The organism is Rhodopila sp., from assembly GCF_035548095.1.
Classification (GTDB): Bacteria; Pseudomonadota; Alphaproteobacteria; order Acetobacterales; family Acetobacteraceae; genus Rhodopila.
Map to the genome: position 1 here is coordinate 74,656 of NZ_DASZUV010000018.1, position 24,605 is coordinate 99,260.

Consider the following 24,605-nt stretch of genomic DNA (forward strand, 5'->3'; position numbering starts at 1 on the left):
TGACGCCTCCTTCGATCTGCCGCCAAGATTACCAAAAGTCCATTGAAAGCATCTGCGCATGGCGGTCAGCCGGACGACCCGAGTCAACATCCTGATCGGCAACGGGCACTTTCTGTCGCATTTCTACGTGCTGTGCCTGCCGCCGATGTTCCTGGCCTGGCAGCAGGCGTTCGAGGTCAGCTTCGCGCAGCTGGGGATGACCATCATGCTGATGTCGGGCACCACGGCGCTGCTGCAGACGCCGGTCGGCTTCCTGGTGGACCGCCATGGCGCGCGCCGGTTCCTGATAGGCGGCACGCTGCTGATGTGCCTGTCGGTCGCCGCCATGGGACTGGCCACCGCATTCTGGCAGGTGCTGGTGCTGGCGACGCTGTCGGGCGTCGGCAACTCGGTGATCCATCCCGCCGATTACGCGATCCTGTCGGGGTCGGTGGACAAGGAGCGGATGGGACGCTCCTTCGCGCTGCACACGTTCAGCGGCAACCTGGGCTTTTCCGCCGGGCCACCGGTGATCGCCTTCCTGATGGCGCTGATCGGCTGGCGCGGCGCGCTGCTTTCGGTCGGGCTGGTCGGGCTGCCGGTGGTGATGGCGATCCTGCTGCAAAGCCGCATCCTGGTCGACCAGGCGAAGACCGAATCGGCCAGGACCGGCATGTCCCTGTCCGGCCGGGCGCTGCTGACCAGCCGGACGATGATCCTGTTCTTCCTGTTCTTCGCGCTGGGTGCCATGGCGGGCGGCGGCGTGCAGTCCTGGCTGGTCACCGTCCTGCATACGGTGAAGGGCGTGGACGTCGCGGTCGCGGCGACCGCGCTGACCGCCTATATGCTGGGCTCCACCGCCGGCACGCTGCTCGGCGGCTGGTTCGCCGATACGTTCAAGGCCCATATCCTGCCCTTCGTCACCGGCCTGACCATCCTCTCGGCCCTGCTGATCCTGGGGGTGAACTGGCTGCCGGTGCCGATGATCGCGATCATCGGGCTGACCTTCGTGTCCGGCCTGGCGCTGGGCGCGAGCCGCACGCCGCGCGACATGATGGTAAAGGACGCGGCCCCGCCGGGGCAGATCGGCAAGGTGTTCGGCTTCGTCAGCGCCGGCCTGCCGCTGGGCAGCGCGCTGACGCCGGTGCCGTTCGGCATGCTGATCGACCGCGGCCACCCGGAGCTGGTGCTCGTCCTGGTCGCGGTGATCCTGCTGCTGAGCCTGTTCTGCGCCGGCACCGCCCGCGCGTCCGGGCCGATGGAGGAAGAAGCGGCGATCGTGCCGGCGGAGTAGGACGGCGGTCCCAGCCGCGTCTCGGCGCCCCCGGGGACACGATACCGGGACACGATACCGGCCGCCGGCAAGACCGTTGTGGTCCTATGCCCCCAGCGTCTTCCGCAGGAATCCGGTGCGCGACTGGGCGCCAGCCATCATGAAGGCGGCATCCTGGCCGGACAGGATGAAGCGCGCGCCCATCTGGATGTAGCGGGGCATGATCGCCTCATTATAGATTCCTGCCATGCCAGGGAATTTCCTGTGCTTCTCGCAGGCGGCGATCATCTTCGCATAACACTCCGCCAGCCTGTCGCTGCCGAAGTCGCCCGGGATCCCCATCTCGGCGCACAGATCGTTGGAGCCGATCAGCAGCACATCCACCCCCGGCACGGCGGCGATCTCCTCCGCGTTGGCGATCGCGGTCGGGGTCTCCAGCATCACCACGGTCAGGTTCGCCGCATTCAGCGTCTTCACGGCATCGCCGGTCGACAGCTTCTGCAATTGATAATGCGGGCCCCAGCCGCCGACGGAGCGATGGCCGATCGGCGGATATTTCAGCTTCTCAACGCATTCCCGAGCCTCGGCGGCGGTATCGACATGGGGAACGACGATGCCCAGCGCGCCATTGTCGAGCGCGCGCGTTGCGATCGAATACTGACCGTTCGGCACCCGCGCGATCGGCGCGATGCCGGCATCCAGCGCGGCGGTCGCGATCTGCGCGGAGGCTTCCAGCGACATCACGCCGTGCTCCATGTCCAGGAACAGCCAGTCGAAGCCGGCGGTGGCCATCATCTTGGCGACCTCGACACTGCGCGTGGTACGGATGCCGACGCCCAGGGACAGGTGCCCCTGCTCCAGCTTCTCCCGCGCGACGTTGCGGACTGTGGTCATGGTCGTTCCTCTGGCGGATTGTTTCAAGCGTAAGAAGCGATCGCCGCCGCCACCAGCCGGTTCAGCGCGGGCGGGGAGATCGGATGGTCCGTCTCATTCGCCACCGCGACGGTCAGGCGGGCACGGCGCAGTATGAAGATGCGCTGATCGGAGGCGCCGGACGCCCAAGCCGCGTCGGGGGGCAGATCGGGGAACGCGCGGTCCGCGTTGGTGCGGAAGCAGGCGGCGTAGCTGGTGCCCGCGTGCGTCGCGGTCAGCGCGTAATCGGCCCAGCCCGGCGGCAGCAACTGCTCGCCGTTCCACACGCCGTCATTCAGATACAGCACGCCCAGCCTGGCGTAGTCACGCAGCGTGGCGTAGCCCGCGCCCGACGCGATCAGGTTGCCGGCGATGTCCGCCGAATGCTGGTAGCGACGCATGCCCAGCCGATCCACCAGCAGCCCATAGGCGGTCGGGTAATACGGCAACCCGCGCCGCTCGATCCGGTCACGGATGATCGAGCCCAGTACGTTCAGGCCGCTGTTCACGTACCGGTACACGCTGCCCGGCACTGTCGTGACGATCGAGCGTTGTGCGATCTCATAGGCGTTGCCGGCATCCTGGTAGACGCCGCTGTTCTCGTAGCCGGCATAGGTGCTGCCGTCCTCATGCCGCACCGGCATGCCCAGGCCGGACCGCATCCGCACCAGATGATCCAGCGTGATCAGCCGGTGGATCGCGCGCGGGTCGGACCACAACGGCGCGGGGGCCGGATCGTGCACCGCGTTCAGCCAGCCTTCCTGGATCAGCCGCCCGATCACCGTGCAGGTGATCGCCTTGGTCATCGACCAGCTCGGCGTGGCGCGGTCGGGCGCGCCGAAAGCGCTGTAACGCTCGAACAGCACCCGGTCGGGCCGAGCGATCAGGACGCCGTAGGTACCGGGGGATTCGGCGAAGTAGGTGTCGGCGGCAGCGGCGACCGCCCGCGGCGGAGCCGGCGGCGTGTCGACCGCGTCCCCCAGCGGCCAGGGCCGCCCGGCAGCATGGGGAAACTCGCGCGCGATCGGCGCCGGGTCGAAGCCGGGTTCGGCATGCGGCCCCAGCAGGATGCTGCCATAGCCCGGCCGGGTCAGCGCCTGGCCAATGACCGGTGCGGCAAAGGCGGGATCGTCCCACCGTACCGTGGCGCGCCGGTCCGCCGCGTCGATCGTGACCGTCAGGCGGCCGCCGGCGAAGGCCGCCTGCGCCTCGGGCTGCAGGTCCGGACTGTCCGGCTGCCCGTCCAGTCCGCTCGGCACCGTCGCGACGCGCAGGCGGAAATGCCGGTCGGCGGTGGCGCGGTCCAGGCCGGTGACAAACATCATGTCGGCGTAGCGCTTGGCGGCGAAGTTCACCGTCCGCTGCCGTCGCGCCGCCAGCGAACCGTCATACACCAGCGGGTCGACAGGTCCGTTGCCGAATGGACGCGGCGAGGCATCGAAGATGCCATCGACCCAGGGCTTCTGCCTCATTGGGCCGCCACCGCCTCCGCCGCGGCGCTTTGCGCCGGCTGGCCGAAGAAGCGGTTCTTCATGCCTTTCTGGTTCTCGTACAGCGACCCCTGCCTGTGTGCCGGCGGCAGCGGCAAGCGGACCGGCACGTCGGCCAACCGCGGCTCGCGCGGCTGGCCGGCAACGATCAGCTTGTCGAACGCCTCGATACCAGCGGGGAAGCCCAGCAGCGGCCAGGCATCGGCGGCGCGGAACTGGAACAGCAGCAGGCGGCGGTCGCGGTCGGACAGGTTCGGGGCAGAGCCGTGCACCGCGCGAACATGGTGCACCGTGATGGAGCCGGCCTTGCCGAGCAGCGGCACCGCCTTGCGATAATCCACATCATGGTTCGCCGGATCCATGGCGCCGCAGAACACGCCGCCGGCATGGTGGTCGTAGACCGGACCGCGGTGGCTGCCAGGGATGACCATCAGCGGACCGTTCTCCATCGCCATGTCGTCGAACATGACGCCGACGGCGGCGAGGTCGTCGTTGGTGTGGGGATAGAAGGCCCAGTCCTGGTGCCATTCCACCGGTGCGCCGAAGCCGGCGCATTTCAGGTTCAGCTTGGCGGTGTCGAAGCGGATATCCGGCCCCCACAGCGCCTGCAGCACGGCGATGATCTTCGGATGACGGGTCAGCGCCGCATAGGCCGGATCGTGCAGATGCGCCGCCTTGATGCGGCGGACACGCGGCGCGTCGGGAGTATGGCTGTCTTCCAGGTCGTAGATGTCCGTGTGCCCGGTGAGGCCGCGCGCCCGCTCGACAAATCCGTCGGTGACGTCGCGCAGATGCTGCACTTCCGCCGGGGACAGGATGTCAGGCACAACAAGGGCACCGACCTCGTTATATCGGTCGATCTGGGCCTGGGTGAGCATCGCGTCCTCCCGCTGTTTCCGCGGAGGCTACACCCGGGCCGGCAGACCGGCCAGAGGGGGCCGGGCTGCCACCCGTCCGGCCACGCTTATCAAGCCAGATCGCGCACCTTCGGCTCCCGCGCCCAATACCGGTACATCGCCGCTTTCGGCAGGCCAGCCAGGTCGGTCACCCCTTCATCCGGCTCGACACCCGCCCGGTCCAGCAACACCTGGGCACCCGGCGTGTGACCGATGGCCTTGAGATGTCCGAACGCGTCCAGCACGAAGCCTACCGCGGCGCCATCGCGCGTGAGTTTCTTCGCCGCCGGCTCTGTCAGCACCAGGGCGACCGCGTCGAACAGCACCGACGGCGAGCCGGCAAGCTGGCCATCCGCTTTCATCTCGCCGCCCTTGAGCTTGATGCCGCCCACCTTGGGCGCGACCGTGAACGGCGTACCACCCGCCGCTTTCACGGCCTGCATCAATCCCTCCAACTCGGCCTTGTCGGAGCCTTCGGCGAACAGAATTCCCACCTTCCGGCCTCGCAGCGTCGCTTTCCATTTCTTCTGGATCGATAGCGCATCGGACGGATCGAGGTCGATCGGCGCCTTGAACGGCTTCTCCGCCTTGGGCAGATCGATCGCCAGGCCCGCGGCGACGCGCTTCGCCAGGTCCTCGTCCACATTCCGCAAATGGGAGACGACACGGCTGCGCACGTGTTCCAGGCTCACCTTGGACAGTTCGAAAACGAGCGCCGACGCCATGTGGGCCTGTTCGTTCCGGGTTTGCGAACGGAAGAACAGGCGAGCCTGGCTGTAGTGGTCGCCGAATGTCTCGGAGCGAATCCGCAATTTCAAGCCATCGACGGGCTGCCGCACCGATACGAACCCGGTCGGTGCGGCACGCGGGCCGGGATCCTCCCCGGCTTCCGCAAGGCTGTTTGGCTCATAGTTCGCACGCCCCTTCGGGACATGGGTCTGCATCATCCCGTCACGCTGCAGATTGGCGAACGGGCAGCGTGGGGCATTGATCGGGATCTGATGAAAATTCGTCGTTCCCAGCCGGGATTTCTGCGTATCGAGATAGGAGAACAAGCGTCCTTGCAACAGCGGATCGTCGGTGAAATCGATCCCCGGCACCACGTTGGAAGGCAGGAAGGCGGCCTGCTCATTCTCGGCGAAATGATTGTCGACGTTCCGGTCGAGCACCATTCTGCCGATCACGCGCAGTGGCACGACTTCCTCGGGGATCAGCTTCGTCGCGTCCAGCACATCGTAGGGCAGGCTGTCCGCCAGCCTGGCGTCGAAGGCCTGAATGGCGAAATCCCATTCGGGATACTCGCCCGCGGCGATCGCCTCCCACACATCGCGGCGGTGAAAATCATTGTCGGCGCCTTGCAGCTTGGCACTTTCATCCCACACCAGAGATTGCATTCCCAGGCGCGGGCGCCAGTGGAACTTCACGAATGTCTCGTTGCCGTCGGCGCTCACCAGCTTGAATGTATGAACGCCGAACCCTTCCATCATCCGCGGGCTCCGAGGGATCGCACGGTCCGACATCGCCCACATGATCATGTGCAGCGATTCCGGCATCATCGAAACGAAATCCCAGAACGTGTCATGCGCCGTCGCCGCCTGCGGAAAGCCGCGATCGGCTTCCATCTTCACGGCGTGGACCAGGTCGGGGAACTTGATCGCGTCCTGGATGAAGAAGACCGGGATGTTGTTGCCCACCAGGTCCCAGTTGCCTTCATCGGTGTAGAATTTCACCGCGAAACCCCGCACGTCGCGTGGCGTGTCGACTGAACCGGCCCCTCCGGCCACCGTGGAGAACCGGGCGAACACCGGCGTGCGCTTGCCCTTGCTGGCAAACAGGCTTGCGCGACTCAGGTCCGGGATCGGATCGGTACATTCGAAATAGCCATGCGCCGCCACGCCGCGCGCATGCACGATCCGTTCCGGAATACGTTCGTGATCGAAATGGAATATCTTCTCGCGCAATACGAAGTCTTCCAGCAAGGTCGGCCCCCGCGCGCCGACCCGCAGGCTGTTTTCGTTGTCCGAGATCGGCACCCCGAAATTGGTGGTCAGCACAGGGCCGCCGCCGGCGACCTGCTGCATCTCCCCGCCATGCCCGGTCGTCGGCCGGACCGTCCTGTTGGCTGTCTTGTCGGCCATCCCTGCCCCGCCTTCCTGCTGCGGAATGGACGCGACGCGCCACCCCGTCATTGATGACGAGGCAACGCAGGACACGGTCCGGGGTTCCCCCCGCGGTGCGCGGTCGTCCGCTCAAAGGGCCGGCCGCGAGTCACGTTTCGGGGATCGGCCGCGGCGGGACGAGACTCACGCCACGATATCCATGATGCGGTCTGCGGTCCGCAGTTCACTCCGCCGGGCGGCCAAACCCCTCCAGCAGCATCTTGATCACCTCGGGGTCACCCTGCTCCATCACGCGGCGGGCGAGGCGTGCGCAGTCATCGATCTCCACGGACCGGACCACCTGCTTCACGCGCGGCACCGCCGAGGCATTCATGCTGAAGCTGCGCACCCCCAGCCCGAGCAGCAGCGGTGTGATCCTGGGATCCGCTCCCAGTTCGCCGCACACCGACACCGGCATACGCAAGCGCAGCGCCGCCTCGGTGGCGAACTGCACCAGGCGCAGCACGGCCGGATGCATCGGATCGTATAGCGCGGCGACATCCGCCTCGCCGCGATCCACCGCCAGCGTGTACGCCGTCAGATCATTGGTGCCGATGGCGAAGAAATCCGCCTCCAGCGCCAGCGCATCCGCCGATAGGGCGGCCCCTGGCGTCTCTATCATGATCCCCAGCGGCGGCAGCTTCTCCGGCAGCCGTTCCCCACGGCGGCGCAGGCGCCGGGCAACACGGTCATATACCTCGCGCGCGGCTCGCACCTCCTGCACGGTGGTGACCATCGGCAGCAGCACACGCACCGGTCCCAGGACGGAGGCACGCAGGATGGCCGTGAGCTGGATCTCGAACAACTCCGGCTGGCGCAGCAGCAGGCGGATGCCGCGCAGGCCCAGGGCCGGATTGGCGTCGGCCACCTCGGGGACGATTCCGGCGGTCGACAGCGCTTCGATCTCCTTCTCACCGCCCCAATCCAGCACCCGGATGGTGACCGGATCGCCGTGCATCGCATCGATGATGGTGCGGTAGGTCTCCTCCTGCGTGTCCTCGTCCGGCACCGCTTCGCGGTTCATGAAAAGGAACTCGGTGCGCAGCAGGCCAATTCCCACGGCGCCCGACTGGACGATCAGCGGCAATTCGATGGGCAGTTCCAGATTGGCTTGCAGTTCCACCGTCTCACCATCGCGCGTCTCGGCCGGCAGGCGGCGCAGCCGCGCGTAGCGCTGGCGTTCCCGGGCGAAGGCGGTGACGCCGCGCTTGGCGGCAGCCGTGGTCGCGGGTGCGGGATTGAGCGTGACCACACCCGAGATCCCGTCGACAACGGCGACGTCGCCTGGCTTCATCGCATGCGCGAGGCCGATGGCTCCCAGCACGGCGGGTACGCCCAGCGCCCGCAGCATCACGGCGGTATGCCCGTCGGCGCCGCCCTCCTCGGTCGCGACACCGGCCAGGCGGGACGGGTCCAGCAACGCGGCATCGGCCGGCCGCAGCGACTCGCTCACCAGGATGGCGCCGGGCGGCAGGCCGGCAAAGCTGCGGAACGGCGACCGCGTCAGGTTCCGCACCAGGCGCCGCTCGATCTCCTTGATCTCGTCCGCCCGGCGCTGCAGCGCGGCGCGATCGTCGGCGGTTCCCGCCGGATCGATGCGCGCCAGGATGGTCGCGACCAGCGCCTCCGACTCGGCGACGACGGCGGTCTCGGCCGAAACCAGCGCCTCCTCGATCCGCTGCCGCACCGCGCGCAGCAGGCGCGACGGCCCCAGCATGTGCAGATAGGCATCCAGCAGCGGGGCAAGTTCTTCCTGGCTTTCCTCCGGCAGGATGGCCAGCTTGGCGCGCAGCTTCGCCAATTGCTTGCGGGACTGGGCGACAGCGGCATCCAGCCGCGCACCCTCGGCGGCGATGTCGCTGGCGGCGATCTTGTGCGGCGTGATCACCGCGTCGGGTTCCGAGACGCCGAAGACCGGCCCGATGGCGATTCCCGCGGACACGGGAATGCCGGTGAATTGACGCTCCGCTGGCTGCTCCGTGCCAGGAGTGGCGGGCCGAGCCAGACGCCGGTGCTGGGGGGGCGGCGGGCTAGTCCTGTTCATGGAAGCCGGCCTCGACCAGCTCTGCCAACGCGTCCAGCGCCTCCTTGGCGTCCCACCCCTCGGCCCGCAGCTCGATATCCGATCCACGACCGGCGCCCAGCATCATCAGCCCCATGATGGAGCGGGCCGAGACGACCTGCCCGTCCCGCACCACGTCGACCGAGGCACCGAAGCGCTCTGCCATCGTGACGAAGCGGGCGGCTGCCCGCGCGTGCAGACCGCGCTTGTTGCAGATGGTCACCGTGCGGGACAGCACCATCGCTCCAGAGGGCTCGGTTCCGGCGGCCTCGGGCTCAGGCTCGGCCGGCGCCCGATCACTCATTTGCAGGCCCCGCCGGACCCATTCATCTTGCAGCCGTGCAGGACATGGGACGCGGCTGCGATGTATTTCCGCCCGGCCTCCTCGGCGAAGTTCACCGCTTCGGCCAGCGGCTGGCTGGAGCGGATCTTTGCCAGCTTCACCAGCATCGGCAGGTTCACGCCGGCGATCACTTCGACACCTTTGCGTTCCATCATGGAGATCGCGAGGTTGCAGGGTGTGCCGCCGAACATATCTGTCAGCAGGACGACCCCGTCACCGGTGTCGCACCGCTGGATGGAATTCTCGATATCGCCGCGGCGATTCTCGATGTCGTCCTCGGGGCCGATGCAGATGGTTTCGACATTCCGCTGCGCGCCGACGACGTGTTCCATGGCGGACCGTAACTCCTCGGCGAGCCGACCATGGGTAACCAGGACCATGCCGATCATGAGCGACCCGAGTATTCCCGGAACGCAGACAGACCGCCAGGTCCACGACCTTTCGGTATCACCATCGTATTGCCTTCAGGCCTCCTGCGGGTGAACCGTCGAGGTTCCCGCAACATTGTCTAAATCCGAATCCATGTCGGACGCAATCGGCCGTTCCGTCTGGAACCCGGCCGCGATTCCCTCGCGCGCCAATTCCCGATGCGTAACGTGTACGCGCCAGGCCGGTCCACTCCCCGGGGCCCCTGGTCCCACCGCCCCCGCGGTGGCTGGCCCTACGGTAGCCCCCTTCGGGGTGACCGTCCTTGGGATGACCGTCCTATTGGTCAGGTGTGCCGCCAGTTTCTCGATCAGATGCACGGACCGGTGACGGCCACCCGTACAGCCGATCGTGATCGTCGCGTATTTTTTGCCTTCCCGCACAAATCGCGGCAGGACCAGCTCGACGATCCCGGTCAGCTTGTCGAAGAAGGCCGCGAAATCCGGATCTTCCTCGATATAGGCGGCGACGCCGGGATCGAGACCGGTTCGTGGTCGTAAAATAGGATCGTAGTGCGGATTTCGCAAAAAGCGTGCATCGAATACCAGATCTGCTTCCGGCGGCAGGCCGCGCGAATACGCAAACGACACCAGCGACACGACCATCCGTGCCTGTTCCAGGCCGAGGTCGCCGCCGAAATGCTGCTCGATCAGCCGCCGCAGGCCAGCCACCGGCAGCTCGGATGTGTCGATCACGAGGTCCGCCTGCTCCCGCAGCGGGGCGGTCAGCACCTGCTCCGCCCCGATGCCGTCCAGCACGCGACCTTGCGGAGCCAAGGGGTGGCGGCGGCGGGTTTCGGTATAGCGGCGCAGCAGCGCGGGCTCATTGGCCCAGGCATACACGAGGTCAACCCGTAGCCGCGGCCGCGTTCGCAGCCGGCGGATCATCGCCAGCACCGCGTCGGCGTCGAAGCCGCGGGTGCGGGCATCGATTCCCACCGCCAGGCGGCCGCTGCCTTGCCCGACCATATCCTCCAGCATCTCCAGCGGCGGGTTGTCCACCGCCTCGTAGCCGATATCCTCCAGCGTCCGAAGCACCGACGCCTTCCCGCCGCCCGACAAGCCGGATACGACGACGACCGAGGACATGGACGCCGGGCCGGTCCGGGATGCAGAGCCGGATGCCGAGAGAGGCGTCTGCGCAGTCATGCGGTGCAGAATCCGGCCACCTGACCCACCTTCCCCAGCACACAATCCAGCGCCAGGGCCACGCGGTCCGCCGCGGAGGCACACGCGGCGTCAATCCGCACCACTGGCACGCCCAGCTCGGCATGCCACGCAGGTTCCGGCAGCCGGTCCGCCGGCGGCCCAAGCTCCGCCACCAGCGCTACCCGAGCGGGCGCCGCCTGCGGCAGACGGACAATCCCGATGCCACGCACCTCCAGCAGGCCGGCTAGTGGCACCGGACAGGACGCGACCCCGTCTTCGACATCCACCTGATCGTCGGCAACAAGCATGAAGCCCCGCCCCAGCAGTCGCAGGGCGAGGTCGGATTTGCCGGCGCCGGACGGGCCGATCAGAAGCACGCCGGCCCCTTCCTTGGATACGCAGCTCCCGTGCATGCGCCTTTGGCTCATTGCCATCATCCCGCATTGCGGAAAAGCCAACTTAACTTGTCGAAACCTTTCGGAGCGTGCAAGCGTCCCCATTATGGTTGACAGAGCTTCGATCGCCCGCGCTGCCGCGCGCACCTCTTTGTATGTCCGACACACGCCGGTCCTGCGCGCCACGGGCCGGGATCTCGGGTTGGCCGATCACCCGGAGCTTCCGGTATCGCTGAAACTGGAGCTGCTGCAGCACGCCGGCAGCTTCAAGCCGCGCGGCGCCTTCAACCGCATGCTGAGCGAGACCGCGCCCGCGGCGGGCGTGATTGCGGCCTCCGGCGGCAACCATGGCGCGGCCGTCGCCTATGCCGCACACCAGCTTGGCATCTCCGCGGAGATTTTCGTGCCCGCCGCCACGCCGGCCGCCAAGGTGTCGCGCATCGCCAGCTATGGCGCGCGGGTGATCGAGGTCGGCGAAACCTATGCCGAGGCGTTGGCCGCCTGCCAGGAACGCCAGCGCGAGACGGGGGCGCTGGACGTGCATGCCTACGACCATCCGGATGTGCTGGCCGGCCAGGGCACGGTGGCGCGGGAGTTCGAGCAGGACGCGCCGGATCTGACCCATATTCTCGTCGCCACCGGCGGTGGCGGGCTGATCGGCGGCATGGCGGCCTGGTACGCGGGCAGCGCCACGGTCGTGAGCGTCGAACCTGAAGCCTGCCCGACGCTGCATGACGCGTTGCGCGCCGGACGCCCCGTCCCCGCGTCGGTGGGTGGCCTCGCCGCCGACAGCCTGGGCGCCAGACAGGTGGGCGGGGTGATGTTTCCGATCGCCCAGCGCTTCGTCGGCGCCGCGGTTCTGGTATCGGACGCGGCGATTCGCGACGCGCGGCGGTTGTTGTGGGAACGGTTCCGGCTCGTTACGGAACCGGGCGGCGCGACCGCCGCCGCCGCCCTGTTGTCCGGCCGCTTCCAGCCACCCCCCGGCGCTCGACTGGGAGTCCTGATCTGCGGCGGAAACACCGACCCCGGCTCCGTGGCCTGATCAACGCGCCCCTGATCGGCGGGTCCCTGACCTGCTCCCCTGCCCGGTGCTCCCCTGCCCGGTGCTCCCTCGATCAACGTTCCACGGATCGCCGGTTCCGCCCTTTGCCGGGTACGGCGCGCGGCATGTTGCATCGGGCGGTCTGGCTGCTCACTCTGCGCACCCGAATCGGACTCAGACAGGAAGCGCCATGCCAGACCCGTCCTCCCCACCGCCCGTGCTGCTCTCCATCGATGCCCGCGGCGTCGCCACCGCCACGCTGAACCGACCGGAGGTCGGCAACGCCTATGATGCCGCCCTGCTGGATGCCCTGATCGACGCCTTGCCCAAGCTGGCCGCCGACCCGGCCGTGCGCTGCCTGGTCATTCGCGGAGCGGGCAAGCATTTCCAGGCCGGCGCGGACATCCGCTGGCTGAATGAGGTCGCGGCCTACGCTCCGGCCGAGAATTACGCCGCCTCGGTTGCCACGACTCGCGCCATGCAGTTGCTGAACGAGTTTCCCAAACCCACTATCGCGCTGATCCATGGTGCCTGTTTTGGCGGCGGCGTCGGCATCGCCTGCTGTACGGACGTGGTGTTCGCCACGCCCGATGCACAGTTCGGCATCACAGAGATCCGTGTCGGCGTCTCGCCCACCCCGATTTCCACGCATATGGTGAATGCGATCGGCCTGCGTCACACCCGGCGCTACGCCCTGACCGGTGAGCGCTTCGACGCAAGGGAAGCCGAGCGGATCGGCCTGGTGCATGAGGTCGTGCCGGCCGACCAGATGGAAGCGAAGCTGGCATCCGTGCTGGACGCGATCTTCCTGGGCGGGCCGACGGCGATCGAGACGACCAAGCGCAGCTTCCTGGGTGCCAACGGCTTCCTGCTGGACGACCGCCAGGTTTCGATGCTGGCGCATGAGGGGTGGACGCAGCGCTATTCGCCCGAGGGGCGCGAAGGCACCAGTGCCTTCAAGGATAAGCGGAAGCCCATCTGGTACAAGCCTGCCTGAGCCACGGTCCAGCCACCGTACGCGCATGGACAGGGTGCGGAAGCCGCGCCCTGTCACCCATCCGGGCTACCCTGCCCCGCCCGCTGGACTGTATCAGCGGCTGGCCCGGGCGATCGCCTCGTCGAATGCCGACAGAACCTGCCGGTGCGTCGAATTGTCGTTCATGCTTTCGATATCGCAATAGCCACGCGCCGTGGCGACGGACAGCAGGAAAGCACTGGCGCCTGATTCGGTGGGCCGGATCGACAGCATCCGGGAGGCCGCGCGCAGCGCGCCAACCGCGCAGCGGCGGCCATCGCGTGTTTCATAACGCCGCTGCACCCAGTCCTTGCGGTCCTCGATCAGTGACCGTCCGATCGTCAGGATCTGCAACGACAGCGCGTCCGGGTCGGCTGCCGGCGTTGGCAGCAGCAGATAGGCGGGCACCGCGCGATGACCTGGCGCTCGGCCGGTCACGAAGTGGGACAGACGCGTCCACATCGACGGCTTGGGGTTGGTCAGGGAAAGTCCGGCAACTCCATCAAATGGCATGGGAGCCTCCCATGGTTGGCGAAGACCAGAGAGTTAAGCATGGAAGCAACCGGGATGACCCGTCCACACGAAAATGTGCCCGACGAAGACGTATCCGTGTCAAAATGTAACCGTCGAACGCGTGACCGGATGGCGGCCTGGAATGCGCCGCGGGCGTCCCGAGCCAGCCTTCCATCGGGCCTTCCGTCATTCGGCCATCGGCAACCGCACGATGAACCGGGCGCCGAGGACCTTGCCGCTGCCGTCGCGCCGGTTCTCGGCGGAAATCTGGCCGTGCAGCGCCTCGACGATCTGTCGGCTGATCGACAGCCCAAGGCCGGAATGGTGACCGAACGATTCCCCGCTCGGTCGTTCGGAATAGAAACGATCGAAGACGTGTTCCAGGTTGGCGTCGGGGATGCCAGGGCCTTCATCCTCGACGGACAATTCCGCCATCCCGTTCGCCTCCCGGACCCGAACGGTGATGCGGCCGCCGGGTGGGCTGAAGGACTGGGCATTGCCGATCAGGTTGCGCAGCACCTGCACCAGCCGGTCCTCCACTGCCCAGACCATCAGGCCGGCCGGCGGCGACACCACCTCCAGCCGCGGCGCCCTGTCGTCCTGGCGCGTCGCCTCGTCCAGCTCCTGCAAGGCGCGCAGGATCGGCACCACGTCGAATGCCTGGGAGGACACGCGTGACAGCTCCGCGTCCAGCCGCGATGCGTCGCTGACATCGGTGATCAGCCGATCGAGCCGGACCACGTCGTCGCCGATGATGCCCAGCAACTGCCGCTGCCGCGACGGATCCTCGATCCGCCGCAGCGTCTCGATCGCGCTGCGGATCGACGACAGCGGGTTCTTGATCTCATGCGCGACGTCGGCGGCGAAACGTTCGATCGCGTCCATCCGCTCCCACAACGCCGCGGCGGAATCCGACAGCGCGGAGGCCAGCGCCCCGATCTCGTCCCGCCGCGCCAGGATCGACGACGGCACGCTGCCGGAGCGGCCCTTGCCCTCGCGCATATCCGCCGCGGCCACGGTCAGCCGCAGGATCGGCCGCGCGATGGTGAGCGACAGATACCAGGACAGCAGCACGGTCACGGCCAGCGCCATGCCGAACAGCGCCAGAATCGACATGCGGATGGTGAACAGGCTCTCATCCACCTCCCGCGCCTCGCGGGTCAGCGAGATGATGCCGACCGTGTGCTTGTCGCGCTCGACCGGCACGGCGACGGTGACCAACAAGTGGTTGTCCCGCGTGCGGCGGATATAGGGCGGTGTCTGGTGGCTGTCGCCGGCGCTGTTCAGCCGCAACTCCTCCTTGACATCGGGCTGCCAGTCGGCACCGCCGGCGGTGGGGGTCAGATCGATCGGCGGGGCCGGCCCGCTATGCGGCAGCAGTGACAGCAGCCAGTCGTAGATGGCGCCCACGGTGGCCAGGAAGCGCCCATGGTCCACCGCGGGCGGCAGCGGCTCCCGCGTCATCTGGCCGTTGGGTCCGGGCCGCAGCCGGGAATCGGCCAGGATCGTTCCGTCCGGCGCGTACAGCTTGGCGTCGGCATCCGGCGTCGGCTCCGTCAGGCGGCGCAGCAGCGACGCGGCGATGACCTTGACCAGCTTCGGATTTTCCGGGTCGGCGGTGGAGACGGCGCTTTCGCCCAGCGCGCCGGCAAATACCCGAGCCTGCTCGCGCAGCGCGGAGACCTGCGCCTCAAGCAGGCCGTTCTGATATTGGTCCAGATACAGCAGCGCGACCACCAGCAGCGCCAGCGGCAGGGCATTGACCAGCAGGATGCGCCGCAGCAGCGGCGAAACCCAGCGCGGCTTGAACCGCTGCGGACCGGGCGGCGCGTGCAGCCGGCCGAGAGGGCGGGAGCCGTCTGGCAATCACTGCTCCTTGTAGCGATAGCCGATTCCGTACAGCGTTTCGATCTGGTTGAATTCCTCGTTCCCGACACGGAACTTCTTGCGGATGCGCTTGATGTGGCTGTCGATCGTGCGGTCATCGACGTAGATGTTCTCGCCATAGGCGGCGTCGATCAGCTGATCGCGGCTTTTGACCATGCCGGGCCGCGCGGCGAGCGCCTTCACCAGCAGGAACTCCGTGACCGTCAACTGGATGTCGTGGCCGCGCCAGGTGCATTGGTGCTTGGTCTCATCCAGCACCAGGTCACCGCGCACCATCACCCCGCCGGGCGCCGCCCCCGATCCTTCCGCCTTGCTGGTCTCATTCCGCCGCAGCAGCGCCCTGATGCGCTCGATCAGCAGGCGCTGGCTGAACGGCTTGGTGATGTAGTCGTCCGCGCCCATGCGCAGGCCCATCAGCTCATCCACCTCCTCATCCTTCGAGGTCAGGAAGATCACCGGCATCGTGGTGCGCTGGCGCAGCCGCTGCAGCAGTTCCATGCCGTCCATGCGCGGCATCTTGATGTCCAGCACCGCCAGATCCACCGGCTTGGCGGTCAGGCCCTGCAGCGCGCTTTCCCCATCGGTGTAGGTGCGGACGGTGAAGCCCTCCTGCTCCAGCGTCATGGACACGCTGGTCAGGATGTTGCGGTCGTCATCCACCAGGGCAATGGTCTGCTTCATCGCGCGCTCCTTGCGGCTTACCCGGAATCGCCTTTAGCACGGAACGCGAAAGCCACACGATTGTGGCAATTTCGGTGAAGGAGTCGGCCGATTGTGACGGAAGACAGTTTCGACCCCGCGCTGGCGGCGCGCCGTCTGCTGCGCGCCGCGCGGGCCGCCACCCTGGCGACCAGCGTGAAGGGCCAGCCCTTCGCCTCCCTGGTGACGCCCGCCTGCCTGCCGGACCTCTCGATCGTGTTGCTCCTGTCCAACCTGTCGGAGCATACGCGCCACCTGGTGGCCGATCCCCGCTGCTCCCTGCTAGTGTGTGGGCCGGCGGCGGACGCGAACCCGCAGACCGCGCCGCGCCTGACCGTGACCGGCATCGCGGAACGGATTCAGGACCCGGCCGCCAAGGCGCGGTTCCTGGTGATCCATCCCTACGCCGCCCTCTATGCCGATTTCGCCGATTTCGGGCTGTGGCGGATCGCGCCCGCCGCCGGCCTGTATGTCGGTGGCTTCGCGAGGGCGCACCGGCTGGGGCGGGACGCCCTGTCACCGGACCCGGCGGCTGTCGCCGCGCTGGCAGCCGCCGAGATCGGCATCGTCTCCCACTGCAACGAGGACCACGCCGATGCCATGGCGCTGGTCGCCGAGGCCGCCGGCGAAAAGCCGGGGGCATGGCGGCTCGTCACATCGGATGTCGATGGCTGCGACCTGGCTCTGGACGACCGCGTCATCCGGGTGCCCTGGTCGGCGCCGGCCAGGGACGCCGGCGATGTGCGGCGAGAACTGGTGCGCATGACGCATGCGGCGCGCGGTTCGGCATAGCGACCTCCCCGTCGCACCCTGCGCGATCAAGGCGAGCCGATCGAGAAAATACCACCGCGGGCGCAAAACTCGCCCGCCATTTACCTTTCGTTTGCAAACTGCTGCCAAGTATCGGCCGGCCGGCAAAGGTCGGGCCCGATCACGGCCCCGACATTCTCGAGCGCCGGCGGGCATGGGCACCGCTGGCGGGCCCGGGACCGAAGGGACGTTGCTGTGGACGAGCTGCTCGCCGACTTTCTGACCGAAACGAATGAAAGTCTCGCCGAACTCGACTCGGCGCTGGTGAAATTGGAACAGGCGCCGGACGACGCGCAGACATTGGGGCTGATCTTCCGGCTGGTGCACACGATCAAGGGGACCTGCGGCTTCCTGGGCCTGCCCAGGCTGGAAAAAGTCGCCCATGCCGGGGAGAACGTGCTGGGCAGGCTGCGTGATCGCACCCTGGCGGTGACGCCGGACATCGTCACCCAGGTGCTGGCGGCGATCGATCGGATCAAGGTGATCGTCATCCAGCTGGGCGAGACCGGCACGGAACCGGTGGGCGATGACGCCTCCCTGATCGCCGCGCTGGATGCGGTGGCGGCTGGCGACGGGCCCGTCCCGGCCGCCGCGATCGAGACCACCCCGATCGAGATCACCCCGACCGAGACCATTTCGGCCGAGACCGCCCCGGTCGAGACTGCCCCGACTGACGCCGCTCCGGTTGACACCGCGCCGACCGGGAATGGCCTGCCGGACGCCCCGCGCGGGTCGTTCGCGGATGAGCCCCCTGCACCGCAGGCTCCGGTTGCATCCGCGATGCCGGCGGAGGCGCCGAATGCCGCGGGCGGACAACAGCCGGTGGCGGCGCAGACCATTCGCGTCACCGTCGATGTGCTGGAAGACCTGATGACCCTGGTGGGGGAGCTGGTGCTGACCCGCAACCAGTTGCTGCAGCTTGCCCGCACGCAGGAGAACAGCGCCTTCACCGCGCCGCTGCAGCGGCTGTCCCACATCACGTCCGACCTGCAGGAGGGGGTGATGAAGACCCGTATGCAGCCGATCGGCAACGCCTGGAACAAGCTGCCCCGCCTGGTGCGCGATCTCAGCCACGACATGGGCAAGCGGATCGAACTGACCATGCTGGGCGCCGATACGGATCTGGACCGGCAGATCCTGGAGCTGATCCGTGACCCGTTGACCCACATGATCCGCAACAGCGCGGATCACGGGCTGGAAACGCCGGCCGAGCGCAAGGCGGCGGGCAAGCCCGAAGCCGGCCGCATCGTGCTGAACGCGTTTCATGAAGGCGGTCACATCGTCCTGGAGATGTCCGATGACGGCCGCGGGCTGAACGTCGACCGGATCAGGGCGAAGGCGCTGGCGAGCAGCCTGGCCAGCGAAGCGGAACTTGCTGGCATGAGCGACGAGCAGATTCACCGCTTCATCTTCAAGCCGGGCTTTTCCACCGCGGCGACGGTCTCCGCCGTCTCGGGCCGCGGCGTCGGCATGGATGTGGTGAAGACCAACATCGAGAAAATCGGCGGCACCGTCGACGTCGAGAGCACGCCCGGCAAAGGCACCAAGTTCACTGTCAAGATCCCGCTGACATTGGCGATCGTGTCGGCACTGATCGTGGAGGCGCGCGGAGAGCGCTTCGCCATCCCGCAGATCTCGGTTGTGGAGCTGGTACGCGCGCGGCTGAACGCGGATGACGCGAACGCCAACCCCGGGGAGCCGCTGATCGAGCGGATCAACGACACGCCGGTGCTGCGCCTGCGCAGCCAGTTGCTGCCGCTGGTCAGCCTGGCCGACCTGCTGGAACTGGGAACCAACGCCCCGGCGGACGGCGTGGCGGATGTCATCGTCGCCCAGGTCGGCACCCAGATGATGGGCGTGATCGTCGACCGCGTCTTCGACACCGAGGAAATCGTGGTGAAGCCGGTGGCGCCCATCCTCCGCCACATCACCATGTTCAGCGGCAATACGATCCTGGGCGACGGCTCCGTCATCATGATCCTGGACCCCAACGGCATCGCCCGCCGCATCGGCGTGGGATCGGCCGGCGGCGGAGAGAGCCGGCTGGGACATCCGCAGCGGGTCGACGCCCGTTCCTCGGCCGAAAAGACGACGATGCTGCTGTTCCATGCCGATGGCGGCCAGCGCATGGCGGTTCCCCTCGGCCTGGTCGCGCGGCTGGAGGACATCCCCAGGGAACGCATCGAATGGTCCTGTGGCGCCCCGGTCACCCAGTATCGCGGGCGCCTGATGCCGCTGGTCGCCCTCGGCCAGGCGCCCGATGCCGGCCGCCCCACCCAGCCGCTTCTGGTCTTTGCCGACGGCGACCGCTCCATGGGCCTGATGGTGGAGGAGATCACGGACGTCGTGGAAGAGCGGCTGGATATCGAATTGTCCCACCCGCGGCCCGGTACGATGGGGACCGCCGTCATTGCCGGGAAGGCCACCGATATCCTGGATACCAACTATTGGCTGGCGCAGGCCGGCCAGGACTGGACGCGCGACACCCGCCCGCCGGCGGCCCGGCGGCACGTGCTGATGGTCGACGACAGCGATTTCTTTCGCCATCTGATGGCGCCGAGGCTGAACGCCGCCGGCATCGACGTGACCTCGGTCGGCAGTGCCGCCGAGGCGCTGCGGCTGCGTGATGGCGGCATGCGGTTCGACGCCATTGTCTCCGACCTGGAGATGCCCGGGATCGACGGCCTGCAATTCGCGCGGACCCTGCGCGCCGGCGGGGCGTGGGCGGACCGGCCGCTGATCGCGCTGACCGCCCTGGATGGCCCGCAGCACCGGGCCGCGGTGCGGGAGGCCGGCTTCACCGGCCACGTGGCGAAAAACGACCAGGACGGCCTGATTGCCAGCCTGCGTGCCTGCCTGAACGAGCCGGCGGCCACGCCGGGCTGAGGAACCGCCGGGCCGAACGGCGCCGCACGGCAAGACGCTGGGGCTGGAAGACGCTGGGGCTGGAAGACGCTGGGCTGCAAGGAGCGACCATGACGACCGATGTTCTCGTATCCGATCGTGCCGAAGCCGTGTCCGACGACCGGCAGGTCCTCGTCACGCTGACCATCGCCGGCCAGCTATGCGGGGTGCCGGCGATGGCGATCCGCGACATCCTCAGTGATCAGCCTATCACCCGCATCCCGCTGGCACCGCCCGAAATCGCCGGCAGCCTGAACCTGCGCGGTCGCATCGTCACGGCGATCGACCTGCGGCGCCGGCTGGGCCTGCCATCGGCCCCGTCCGACGCCAGACGCATGTCGGTGGTGGCAGAGCAGGGTGGCGAGCTGTACGCGCTGCTGGTCGACCAGGTGTCGGAGGTCATGAGCCTGGCCAGCGCCGCCTTCGAACCCAACCCGCCGACTCTGGAACGGCACTGGGCCGCCTTCAGCAACGGTATCTATCCGCTGGAGGGCAGCCTGCTGGTGGTGCTGGACATCCCCACGCTGCTCGCTGTGTCGGGGAGGGATTGACCGGTGTCGCGCACCTGCCTCGTCGTGGACGACAGCCGCGTAATCCGCAAGGTCGCCCGCCGCATCCTGGAAGCAAATGGCTTTACCGTGACAGAAGCCGCGGACGGGCAGGAAGCGCTCGCGACCTGCCGCGAGGCCCTGCCGGATTGCGTGCTGCTGGACTGGAACATGCCGGTGCTGGACGGCATCGGCTTCCTGCGAAGCCTGCGGCGGGAGTTCGGACCCGATAATCCGCCGGTCGTTTTCTGTACCACCGAAAACGACCTGAGCCATATCGAGCAAGCCATGACCGCCGGCGCCCAGGAATACATCATGAAGCCGTTCGATGAGGATATCCTGATCGGCAAGCTGTCTCAGGCAGGCTTGGCGTGACCGCGCTCGCCGTCCCTGCCCCGCCACGCAGCCCGACCCGCCGAACACCGGTTGATCCGCCCGCCCGGGTGATGATCTGCGACGATTCGCTCACGATCCGCGGCGCGATCGCCCGAATCCTGGAAGCGGATCCGGCGATCCACGTGGTCGCCAAGGTCGGCAACGGCAGGGCGGCCGTGGAGATGCTGGGGCGAATCCAGGCCGATGTCGTGGTGCTGGATATCGAAATGCCGATCATGGATGGCATGACGGCCCTGCCCCTGCTGCTGAACGTCGACCCCAAGGTGCGGATCATCATGGCGTCCACCCTGACGACACGCGGGGCCGACATCGCCTTGCGCGCGCTGCGCCTGGGTGCCGCGGACTACGTGCCGAAGCCCACCTCCATCGACGCGACCGCCAGCGGGGAATTCGCGCGCGAGCTGATCGCCAAGGTCAAGGGCCTGGCTCGGCTGCGGCCTGGCCGGGCTCCCACACCAGCTGATGAGGCGTCTTCGCTCAGGACACCGACCCTGCCCTTGCGGCCGGCGCCGACACTGGCGCCGCGCCTGCTGGCGATCGGCAGCTCGACCGGCGGCCCGCAAGCGCTGTTCACCCTGTTCCAAGGCCTGCGACGCGATGTCCGGCTGCCCGTGGTCGTGACCCAGCATATGCCGCCGGCCTTCACGCCGCTGCTGGCCGACCATATCACCCGTCTGGGCCACATCCCCTGCACCGAGGCGAAGGACGGGGAGCCGCTATTGCCCGGGCATGCCTATCTCGCACCCGGCGACCGGCACTTGCTGGTACAGCAGGCGCGGACCGGCCTGCAATGCCGGCTGACCGCCGACCCGCCGGAAAATTTCTGCAGACCAGCCGTCGATCCGATGCTCCGCAGCGCCGCTGCTGCATGCGATGGGCGCGTGCTGGTCGCGATGCTGACCGGGATGGGCCATGACGGGCTGGAAGGAACCAGGGCGGTGGTCGAGGCCGGCGGCTGCGCCATCAGCCAGGACGAGGCAACCAGCGTCGTCTGGGGCATGCCCGGCGCCATCGCGCAGGCCGGGCTGTGCCACGCTGTGCTGCCGCTGCCGGCGATCGCACCAAAGCTGCTGGCCCTTCTGAAAGGCGGACGGCGGTGACCAGCGCGCTCACGCCCGGCGCGTTCGGCATCATCGCCAGTATGCTGAAGGCCCGCTCCGGCCTGTCGATCGGGCCGGACAAGCTGTATCTGCTGGAAACGCGTCTGGCCGGCATTCTGAAGCAGGAAGGACTGCGCGACCTGAACAGGCTGGCGGACCGGCTGAGCCAGCCGGGTGCCGACGCGATCGCGGCGGCGGTGGTCGAGGCGATGACCACCAACGAAAGCTTCTTTTTCCGCGACGGCCGCCCATTCGAGCATATGCGCCAGCACGCCTTGCCGCAGCTTGTGGCCCGGCGTCCGCCCGGCGCCACTATCCGCATCTGGTCCGCGGCGTCATCCTCGGGCCAGGAAGCCTACTCGCTGGCGATGATCCTGGCGGACTGCAGACCGCTGCTGGGCGACCGGAAAGTCGACATCCTGGGCACCGATATCTCCGGCGAGCAGATCGCCCGGGCACGCGCCGGTCTGTACACGCAGTTCGAGGTCCAGCGCGGCCTGCCGGTTCAAATGCTGATGCGATATTTCCGGAAGGAGGAGGCCGGCTGGCGTATCGCGCAGAGCCTGCGCGACATGGTTCAATTCCGCGAATTCAACCTGCTGAACGACCCGCGCCCGCTTGGCCGGTTCGACATCGTGTTCTGCCGGAATGTGCTGATCTATTTCGACCAGCCGACCAAGGCACGCGTGCTGGAGGCGATTGCCTCCCAGATGCCCGCCGATGGCGTGCTGTACCTGGGAGGAGCCGAAACGGTCGTCGGCATCACCCAGCGCTTTGCTCCGCTGCCGCAGGAGCGCGGCGCATACCGCCTGGCGCCGGCGACCGCGCCAGCCAGCCGAATGGCGGTATCCGCGTAGATCAATGCCGCATGCCTTTGATCGCGCTTTTGACAGGCAGGATCAGCAGGCAGGATCAGCCGGCCTGCCCGTCACACGGATCAGACCGTCTTCAGAAAATCCGTCAGCTTGACGATCGCGGTCGGCTTGTCGGTCTGGTCCAGCGCGGCCAGTTCCGCGGCCAGGCGGTCCATCGCCGCTTCATAGATCTGCCGCTCGGAAAAGCTCTGATCCGGCTGGCCGGCATTGCGATGCAGGTCGCGCACCACCTCGGCGATCGCCATCGGATCGCCAGAGTTGATTTTCGCCTCATATTCCTGCGCACGACGCGACCACATGGTGCGCTTGATGCGCGCCTTGCCCTTCAGCACCGCCAGCGCCTCGTCGAACTGCTTGCGGGTCGACAGCTTGCGCAGCCCGGCGGTGCGTGCCTTCGCGACCGGAACGCGCAGGGTCATGCGGTTTTCCTCGAAGGTGATGTGGATCAGCTCCAAGCGGTGCCCGGCGATTTCCTCGGTCGCGATCCGCTCGACCTTGCCGACGCCATGGGTCGGGTAGACGACATGGTCGCCTTCCACGAAGATCTCGGCCTTGGCAATGGCGCGCGGCGTCAGCTGCGGCCCGTTATGCGGGGGCCGGCGCTCGGCCGGGGCCGGCGCGCGTTCCTGAGCCGGCGTGGAGGCCGGCGCCGCTGCTACCTGTTCTGCAACCTCATTCGAAACGTCCGACACGTTCTGCTGCTCACCCTCTGTACGTCTGTTATGTCTGTTCGATCCGTTCATCGGGCCGCGGACAGCCTCGCCGCCGCCTTGGCCATCATCCCGTCCGCACGCATCCGGTGTCACCGGATCGACGGTCCCCGAACCCGTCAGCAAATGGGTTTCCATCCGCCGGAAACCAGCACTTTAACATAAAAAATGCGAAATGTCAGGTGCTTGGCACCCGGTGCTAGGGCGTTCCCGGCTCCGCTGAGAACATGTCCGCCTTACCCGCCTTATCCTTCCATTCGTCCGCGTCAGCCGGCGGTGTGCCCTTGCGCGTGATATTCGGCCACATGGCCGCGTAGGTACGGTTATGCTCCATCCAGTCGGATGCCTTGTCGTCGCTGTCCGGCACGATCGCTTCGGCGGGGCATTCCGGTTCACACACGCCGCAATCGATGCACTCGTCCGGATGGATCACCAGCATGTTGGCGCCGACATAGAAACAGTCGACCGGGCACACCTCGACGCAGTCCATGTATTTGCATTTGATGCAGTTTTCGGTGACCACATAGGTCATGAAGGCAAACCCCTGCCGCTACGGATCAGGCCCTGCGCCGAGCCCTGGTTTCGTCCGCCCTTGTTTCGTCACGGGACCGGCATCCGGCGCGCATCCGGAGCGTCCCGATTTGCCGCGAAGGCTCCGCCGGCTGTTGCCGGACCAGGCCGTTTCACATCAGGCGGGGGGATATGCCGAGGATTCCGGAGCCGCGCAACCCGTTGATGGCGCGTCCGAGACCTCCGCGTAGAGCAGGGCTGCCTCCGATGCCGGACCTCGCCGGACGGCCAGCGCCTCGATGCGGATGACGCGGACATCGCCGCGCACAGGGATGGTCAGCACATCGCCGACCCGCAGCTTCGCGTGCGCCTTCGCCGTCGGCTGGCGGTTGATGCGAATCGAGCCCTGTGTCACCAGCGCCGCGCAGTCCGAACGCTGGCGCATGAAGCGGGCGCACCACAGCCACTTGTCCAACCGCTGCCAGTCCCGATCCTCGATGTCCGCCATCC

General features: G+C 67.6%; 24 protein-coding genes. 9 read left to right on the plus strand and 15 right to left on the minus strand.

The genetic code is table 11. The annotated features are described in order from the left end of the window. The first annotated feature begins 58 nt into the window (after positions 1–58). Positions 59–1,273 carry an MFS transporter gene (locus VHC04_RS13980; protein WP_325682236.1) on the plus strand — a complete coding sequence of 405 codons (1,215 nt, stop codon included), beginning with the start codon at positions 59–61 and terminating at the stop codon, positions 1,271–1,273. Positions 1,274–1,357: 84 nt separating this feature from the next. On the opposite strand, the gene VHC04_RS13985 is transcribed toward VHC04_RS13980, so the two are convergent. From VHC04_RS13985 to VHC04_RS14025, 9 genes are all read right to left on the minus strand, one after another. After that, on the minus strand, positions 1,358–2,146 hold the full coding sequence (locus VHC04_RS13985) for an HpcH/HpaI aldolase family protein (protein WP_325682238.1): 789 nt from the start codon (positions 2,144–2,146) through the stop codon (positions 1,358–1,360). 23 nt (positions 2,147–2,169) lie between these two features. After that, a complete protein-coding gene (locus VHC04_RS13990; protein ID WP_325682240.1) occupies positions 2,170–3,636 on the minus strand; it encodes a serine hydrolase domain-containing protein in 1,467 nt (488 codons plus the stop codon). Beyond that, on the minus strand, positions 3,633–4,532 hold the full coding sequence (locus VHC04_RS13995) for a phytanoyl-CoA dioxygenase family protein (RefSeq protein WP_325682242.1): 900 nt from the start codon (positions 4,530–4,532) through the stop codon (positions 3,633–3,635). The genes VHC04_RS13990 and VHC04_RS13995 overlap by 4 nt, the downstream gene beginning before the upstream one ends. A gap of 89 nt (positions 4,533–4,621) precedes the next feature. Further along, the gene (locus VHC04_RS14000; protein ID WP_325682244.1) at positions 4,622–6,688 is read right to left on the minus strand and encodes a catalase; all 2,067 of its coding nucleotides are present in this window, start codon (positions 6,686–6,688) and stop codon (positions 4,622–4,624) included. A 205-nt stretch (positions 6,689–6,893) separates the two neighbouring features. Beyond that, positions 6,894–8,753 carry a phosphoenolpyruvate--protein phosphotransferase gene (gene ptsP, locus VHC04_RS14005; protein ID WP_325682246.1) on the minus strand — a complete coding sequence of 620 codons (1,860 nt, stop codon included), beginning with the start codon at positions 8,751–8,753 and terminating at the stop codon, positions 6,894–6,896. Then, positions 8,740–9,012 (minus strand): HPr family phosphocarrier protein, encoded by a 273-nt coding sequence (locus VHC04_RS14010; RefSeq protein WP_325682463.1) that lies wholly within the window; start codon positions 9,010–9,012, stop codon positions 8,740–8,742. The genes ptsP and VHC04_RS14010 overlap by 14 nt, the downstream gene beginning before the upstream one ends. 59 nt (positions 9,013–9,071) lie before the next feature. Then, positions 9,072–9,503 (minus strand): PTS sugar transporter subunit IIA, encoded by a 432-nt coding sequence (locus VHC04_RS14015; protein WP_325682248.1) that lies wholly within the window; start codon positions 9,501–9,503, stop codon positions 9,072–9,074. Between the two features lie 75 nt (positions 9,504–9,578). Continuing rightward, positions 9,579–10,628 carry an RNase adapter RapZ gene (gene rapZ, locus VHC04_RS14020; protein ID WP_325682250.1) on the minus strand — a complete coding sequence of 350 codons (1,050 nt, stop codon included), beginning with the start codon at positions 10,626–10,628 and terminating at the stop codon, positions 9,579–9,581. A gap of 56 nt (positions 10,629–10,684) precedes the next feature. Next, positions 10,685–11,125 (minus strand): HPr kinase/phosphorylase, encoded by a 441-nt coding sequence (locus VHC04_RS14025; RefSeq protein WP_325682252.1) that lies wholly within the window; start codon positions 11,123–11,125, stop codon positions 10,685–10,687. A gap of 64 nt (positions 11,126–11,189) precedes the next feature. On the opposite strand from VHC04_RS14025, the gene VHC04_RS14030 reads away from it, so the two are divergent. Together VHC04_RS14030 and VHC04_RS14035 are read left to right on the plus strand one after the other, a co-directional pair. Next, positions 11,190–12,128, plus strand: coding sequence for a threonine/serine dehydratase (locus VHC04_RS14030; protein WP_325682254.1), 939 nt, complete (start codon positions 11,190–11,192; stop codon positions 12,126–12,128). A 190-nt stretch (positions 12,129–12,318) separates the two neighbouring features. Then, positions 12,319–13,125 carry an enoyl-CoA hydratase-related protein gene (locus tag VHC04_RS14035; protein WP_325682256.1) on the plus strand — a complete coding sequence of 269 codons (807 nt, stop codon included), beginning with the start codon at positions 12,319–12,321 and terminating at the stop codon, positions 13,123–13,125. Positions 13,126–13,218: 93 nt separating this feature from the next. On the opposite strand, the gene VHC04_RS14040 is transcribed toward VHC04_RS14035, so the two are convergent. From VHC04_RS14040 to VHC04_RS14050, 3 genes are all read right to left on the minus strand, one after another. Beyond that, a complete protein-coding gene (locus tag VHC04_RS14040; protein WP_325682258.1) occupies positions 13,219–13,656 on the minus strand; it encodes a DUF6197 family protein in 438 nt (145 codons plus the stop codon). A gap of 186 nt (positions 13,657–13,842) precedes the next feature. After that, a complete protein-coding gene (locus VHC04_RS14045; RefSeq protein ID WP_408903815.1) occupies positions 13,843–15,522 on the minus strand; it encodes a stimulus-sensing domain-containing protein in 1,680 nt (559 codons plus the stop codon). Beyond that, a complete protein-coding gene (locus VHC04_RS14050; RefSeq protein WP_325682260.1) occupies positions 15,523–16,224 on the minus strand; it encodes a response regulator transcription factor in 702 nt (233 codons plus the stop codon). A gap of 93 nt (positions 16,225–16,317) precedes the next feature. Between VHC04_RS14050 and VHC04_RS14055 the strand changes: the two genes are divergently transcribed. The 6 genes from VHC04_RS14055 to VHC04_RS14080 all read left to right on the plus strand — a co-directional run bounded on the left by VHC04_RS14055 (position 16,318) and on the right by VHC04_RS14080 (position 22,857). Beyond that, a complete protein-coding gene (locus VHC04_RS14055) occupies positions 16,318–17,034 on the plus strand; it encodes a HugZ family protein (RefSeq protein ID WP_325682262.1) in 717 nt (238 codons plus the stop codon). Positions 17,035–17,247: 213 nt separating this feature from the next. Then, a complete protein-coding gene (locus VHC04_RS14060) occupies positions 17,248–19,938 on the plus strand; it encodes a chemotaxis protein CheW (protein ID WP_325682263.1) in 2,691 nt (896 codons plus the stop codon). Positions 19,939–20,027: 89 nt separating this feature from the next. Further along, positions 20,028–20,507 (plus strand): chemotaxis protein CheW, encoded by a 480-nt coding sequence (locus tag VHC04_RS14065; protein ID WP_325682265.1) that lies wholly within the window; start codon positions 20,028–20,030, stop codon positions 20,505–20,507. A gap of 3 nt (positions 20,508–20,510) precedes the next feature. Beyond that, positions 20,511–20,879: a response regulator gene (locus VHC04_RS14070; RefSeq protein ID WP_325682267.1), complete on the plus strand. Its 369-nt coding sequence runs from the start codon at positions 20,511–20,513 to the stop codon at positions 20,877–20,879. Then, the gene (locus tag VHC04_RS14075; protein ID WP_325682269.1) at positions 20,876–22,000 is read left to right on the plus strand and encodes a protein-glutamate methylesterase/protein-glutamine glutaminase; all 1,125 of its coding nucleotides are present in this window, start codon (positions 20,876–20,878) and stop codon (positions 21,998–22,000) included. Before VHC04_RS14070 ends, VHC04_RS14075 begins: the two co-directional genes overlap by 4 nt. Beyond that, positions 21,997–22,857 carry a CheR family methyltransferase gene (locus VHC04_RS14080; RefSeq protein ID WP_325682271.1) on the plus strand — a complete coding sequence of 287 codons (861 nt, stop codon included), beginning with the start codon at positions 21,997–21,999 and terminating at the stop codon, positions 22,855–22,857. Before VHC04_RS14075 ends, VHC04_RS14080 begins: the two co-directional genes overlap by 4 nt. An 80-nt stretch (positions 22,858–22,937) precedes the next feature. Here VHC04_RS14080 and VHC04_RS14085 read toward each other — a convergent pair whose 3' ends face one another. The 3 genes from VHC04_RS14085 to VHC04_RS14095 form a co-directional block, all read right to left on the minus strand. Continuing rightward, positions 22,938–23,567 (minus strand): CarD family transcriptional regulator, encoded by a 630-nt coding sequence (locus tag VHC04_RS14085; RefSeq protein WP_325682273.1) that lies wholly within the window; start codon positions 23,565–23,567, stop codon positions 22,938–22,940. A 217-nt stretch (positions 23,568–23,784) separates the two neighbouring features. Then, the gene (fdxA, locus tag VHC04_RS14090) at positions 23,785–24,117 is read right to left on the minus strand and encodes a ferredoxin FdxA (RefSeq protein ID WP_325682275.1); all 333 of its coding nucleotides are present in this window, start codon (positions 24,115–24,117) and stop codon (positions 23,785–23,787) included. A gap of 156 nt (positions 24,118–24,273) precedes the next feature. Next, positions 24,274–24,603 carry an RNA-binding S4 domain-containing protein gene (locus VHC04_RS14095; RefSeq protein ID WP_325682277.1) on the minus strand — a complete coding sequence of 110 codons (330 nt, stop codon included), beginning with the start codon at positions 24,601–24,603 and terminating at the stop codon, positions 24,274–24,276. Positions 24,604–24,605: the final 2 nt, after the last annotated feature.

Excerpts from the sequence above, each read along its gene's own strand:
- VHC04_RS14000 (WP_325682244.1), bottom strand. The coding sequence starts at position 6,688 with ATGGCCGACAAGACAGCCAACAGGACGGTCCGGCCGACGACCGGGCAT.
- VHC04_RS13990 (WP_325682240.1), bottom strand. The coding sequence starts at position 3,636 with ATGAGGCAGAAGCCCTGGGTCGATGGCATCTTCGATGCCTCGCCGCGT.
- VHC04_RS14095 (WP_325682277.1), bottom strand. The coding sequence starts at position 24,603 with ATGGCGGACATCGAGGATCGGGACTGGCAGCGGTTGGACAAGTGGCTG.
- VHC04_RS13985 (WP_325682238.1), bottom strand. The coding sequence starts at position 2,146 with ATGACCACAGTCCGCAACGTCGCGCGGGAGAAGCTGGAGCAGGGGCAC.
- VHC04_RS14035 (WP_325682256.1), top strand. The coding sequence starts at position 12,319 with ATGCCAGACCCGTCCTCCCCACCGCCCGTGCTGCTCTCCATCGATGCC.
- VHC04_RS13980 (WP_325682236.1), top strand. The coding sequence starts at position 59 with ATGGCGGTCAGCCGGACGACCCGAGTCAACATCCTGATCGGCAACGGG.
- VHC04_RS14015 (WP_325682248.1), bottom strand. The coding sequence starts at position 9,503 with ATGATCGGCATGGTCCTGGTTACCCATGGTCGGCTCGCCGAGGAGTTA.
- VHC04_RS14025 (WP_325682252.1), bottom strand. The coding sequence starts at position 11,125 with ATGATGGCAATGAGCCAAAGGCGCATGCACGGGAGCTGCGTATCCAAG.
- rapZ (WP_325682250.1), bottom strand. The coding sequence starts at position 10,628 with ATGTCCTCGGTCGTCGTCGTATCCGGCTTGTCGGGCGGCGGGAAGGCG.
- VHC04_RS14050 (WP_325682260.1), bottom strand. The coding sequence starts at position 16,224 with ATGAAGCAGACCATTGCCCTGGTGGATGACGACCGCAACATCCTGACC.
- VHC04_RS13995 (WP_325682242.1), bottom strand. The coding sequence starts at position 4,532 with ATGCTCACCCAGGCCCAGATCGACCGATATAACGAGGTCGGTGCCCTT.
- fdxA (WP_325682275.1), bottom strand. The coding sequence starts at position 24,117 with ATGACCTATGTGGTCACCGAAAACTGCATCAAATGCAAATACATGGAC.
- VHC04_RS14040 (WP_325682258.1), bottom strand. The coding sequence starts at position 13,656 with ATGCCATTTGATGGAGTTGCCGGACTTTCCCTGACCAACCCCAAGCCG.
- VHC04_RS14010 (WP_325682463.1), bottom strand. The coding sequence starts at position 9,012 with ATGGTGCTGTCCCGCACGGTGACCATCTGCAACAAGCGCGGTCTGCAC.
- VHC04_RS14030 (WP_325682254.1), top strand. The coding sequence starts at position 11,190 with ATGGTTGACAGAGCTTCGATCGCCCGCGCTGCCGCGCGCACCTCTTTG.
- VHC04_RS14065 (WP_325682265.1), top strand. The coding sequence starts at position 20,028 with ATGACGACCGATGTTCTCGTATCCGATCGTGCCGAAGCCGTGTCCGAC.
- ptsP (WP_325682246.1), bottom strand. The coding sequence starts at position 8,753 with ATGAACAGGACTAGCCCGCCGCCCCCCCAGCACCGGCGTCTGGCTCGG.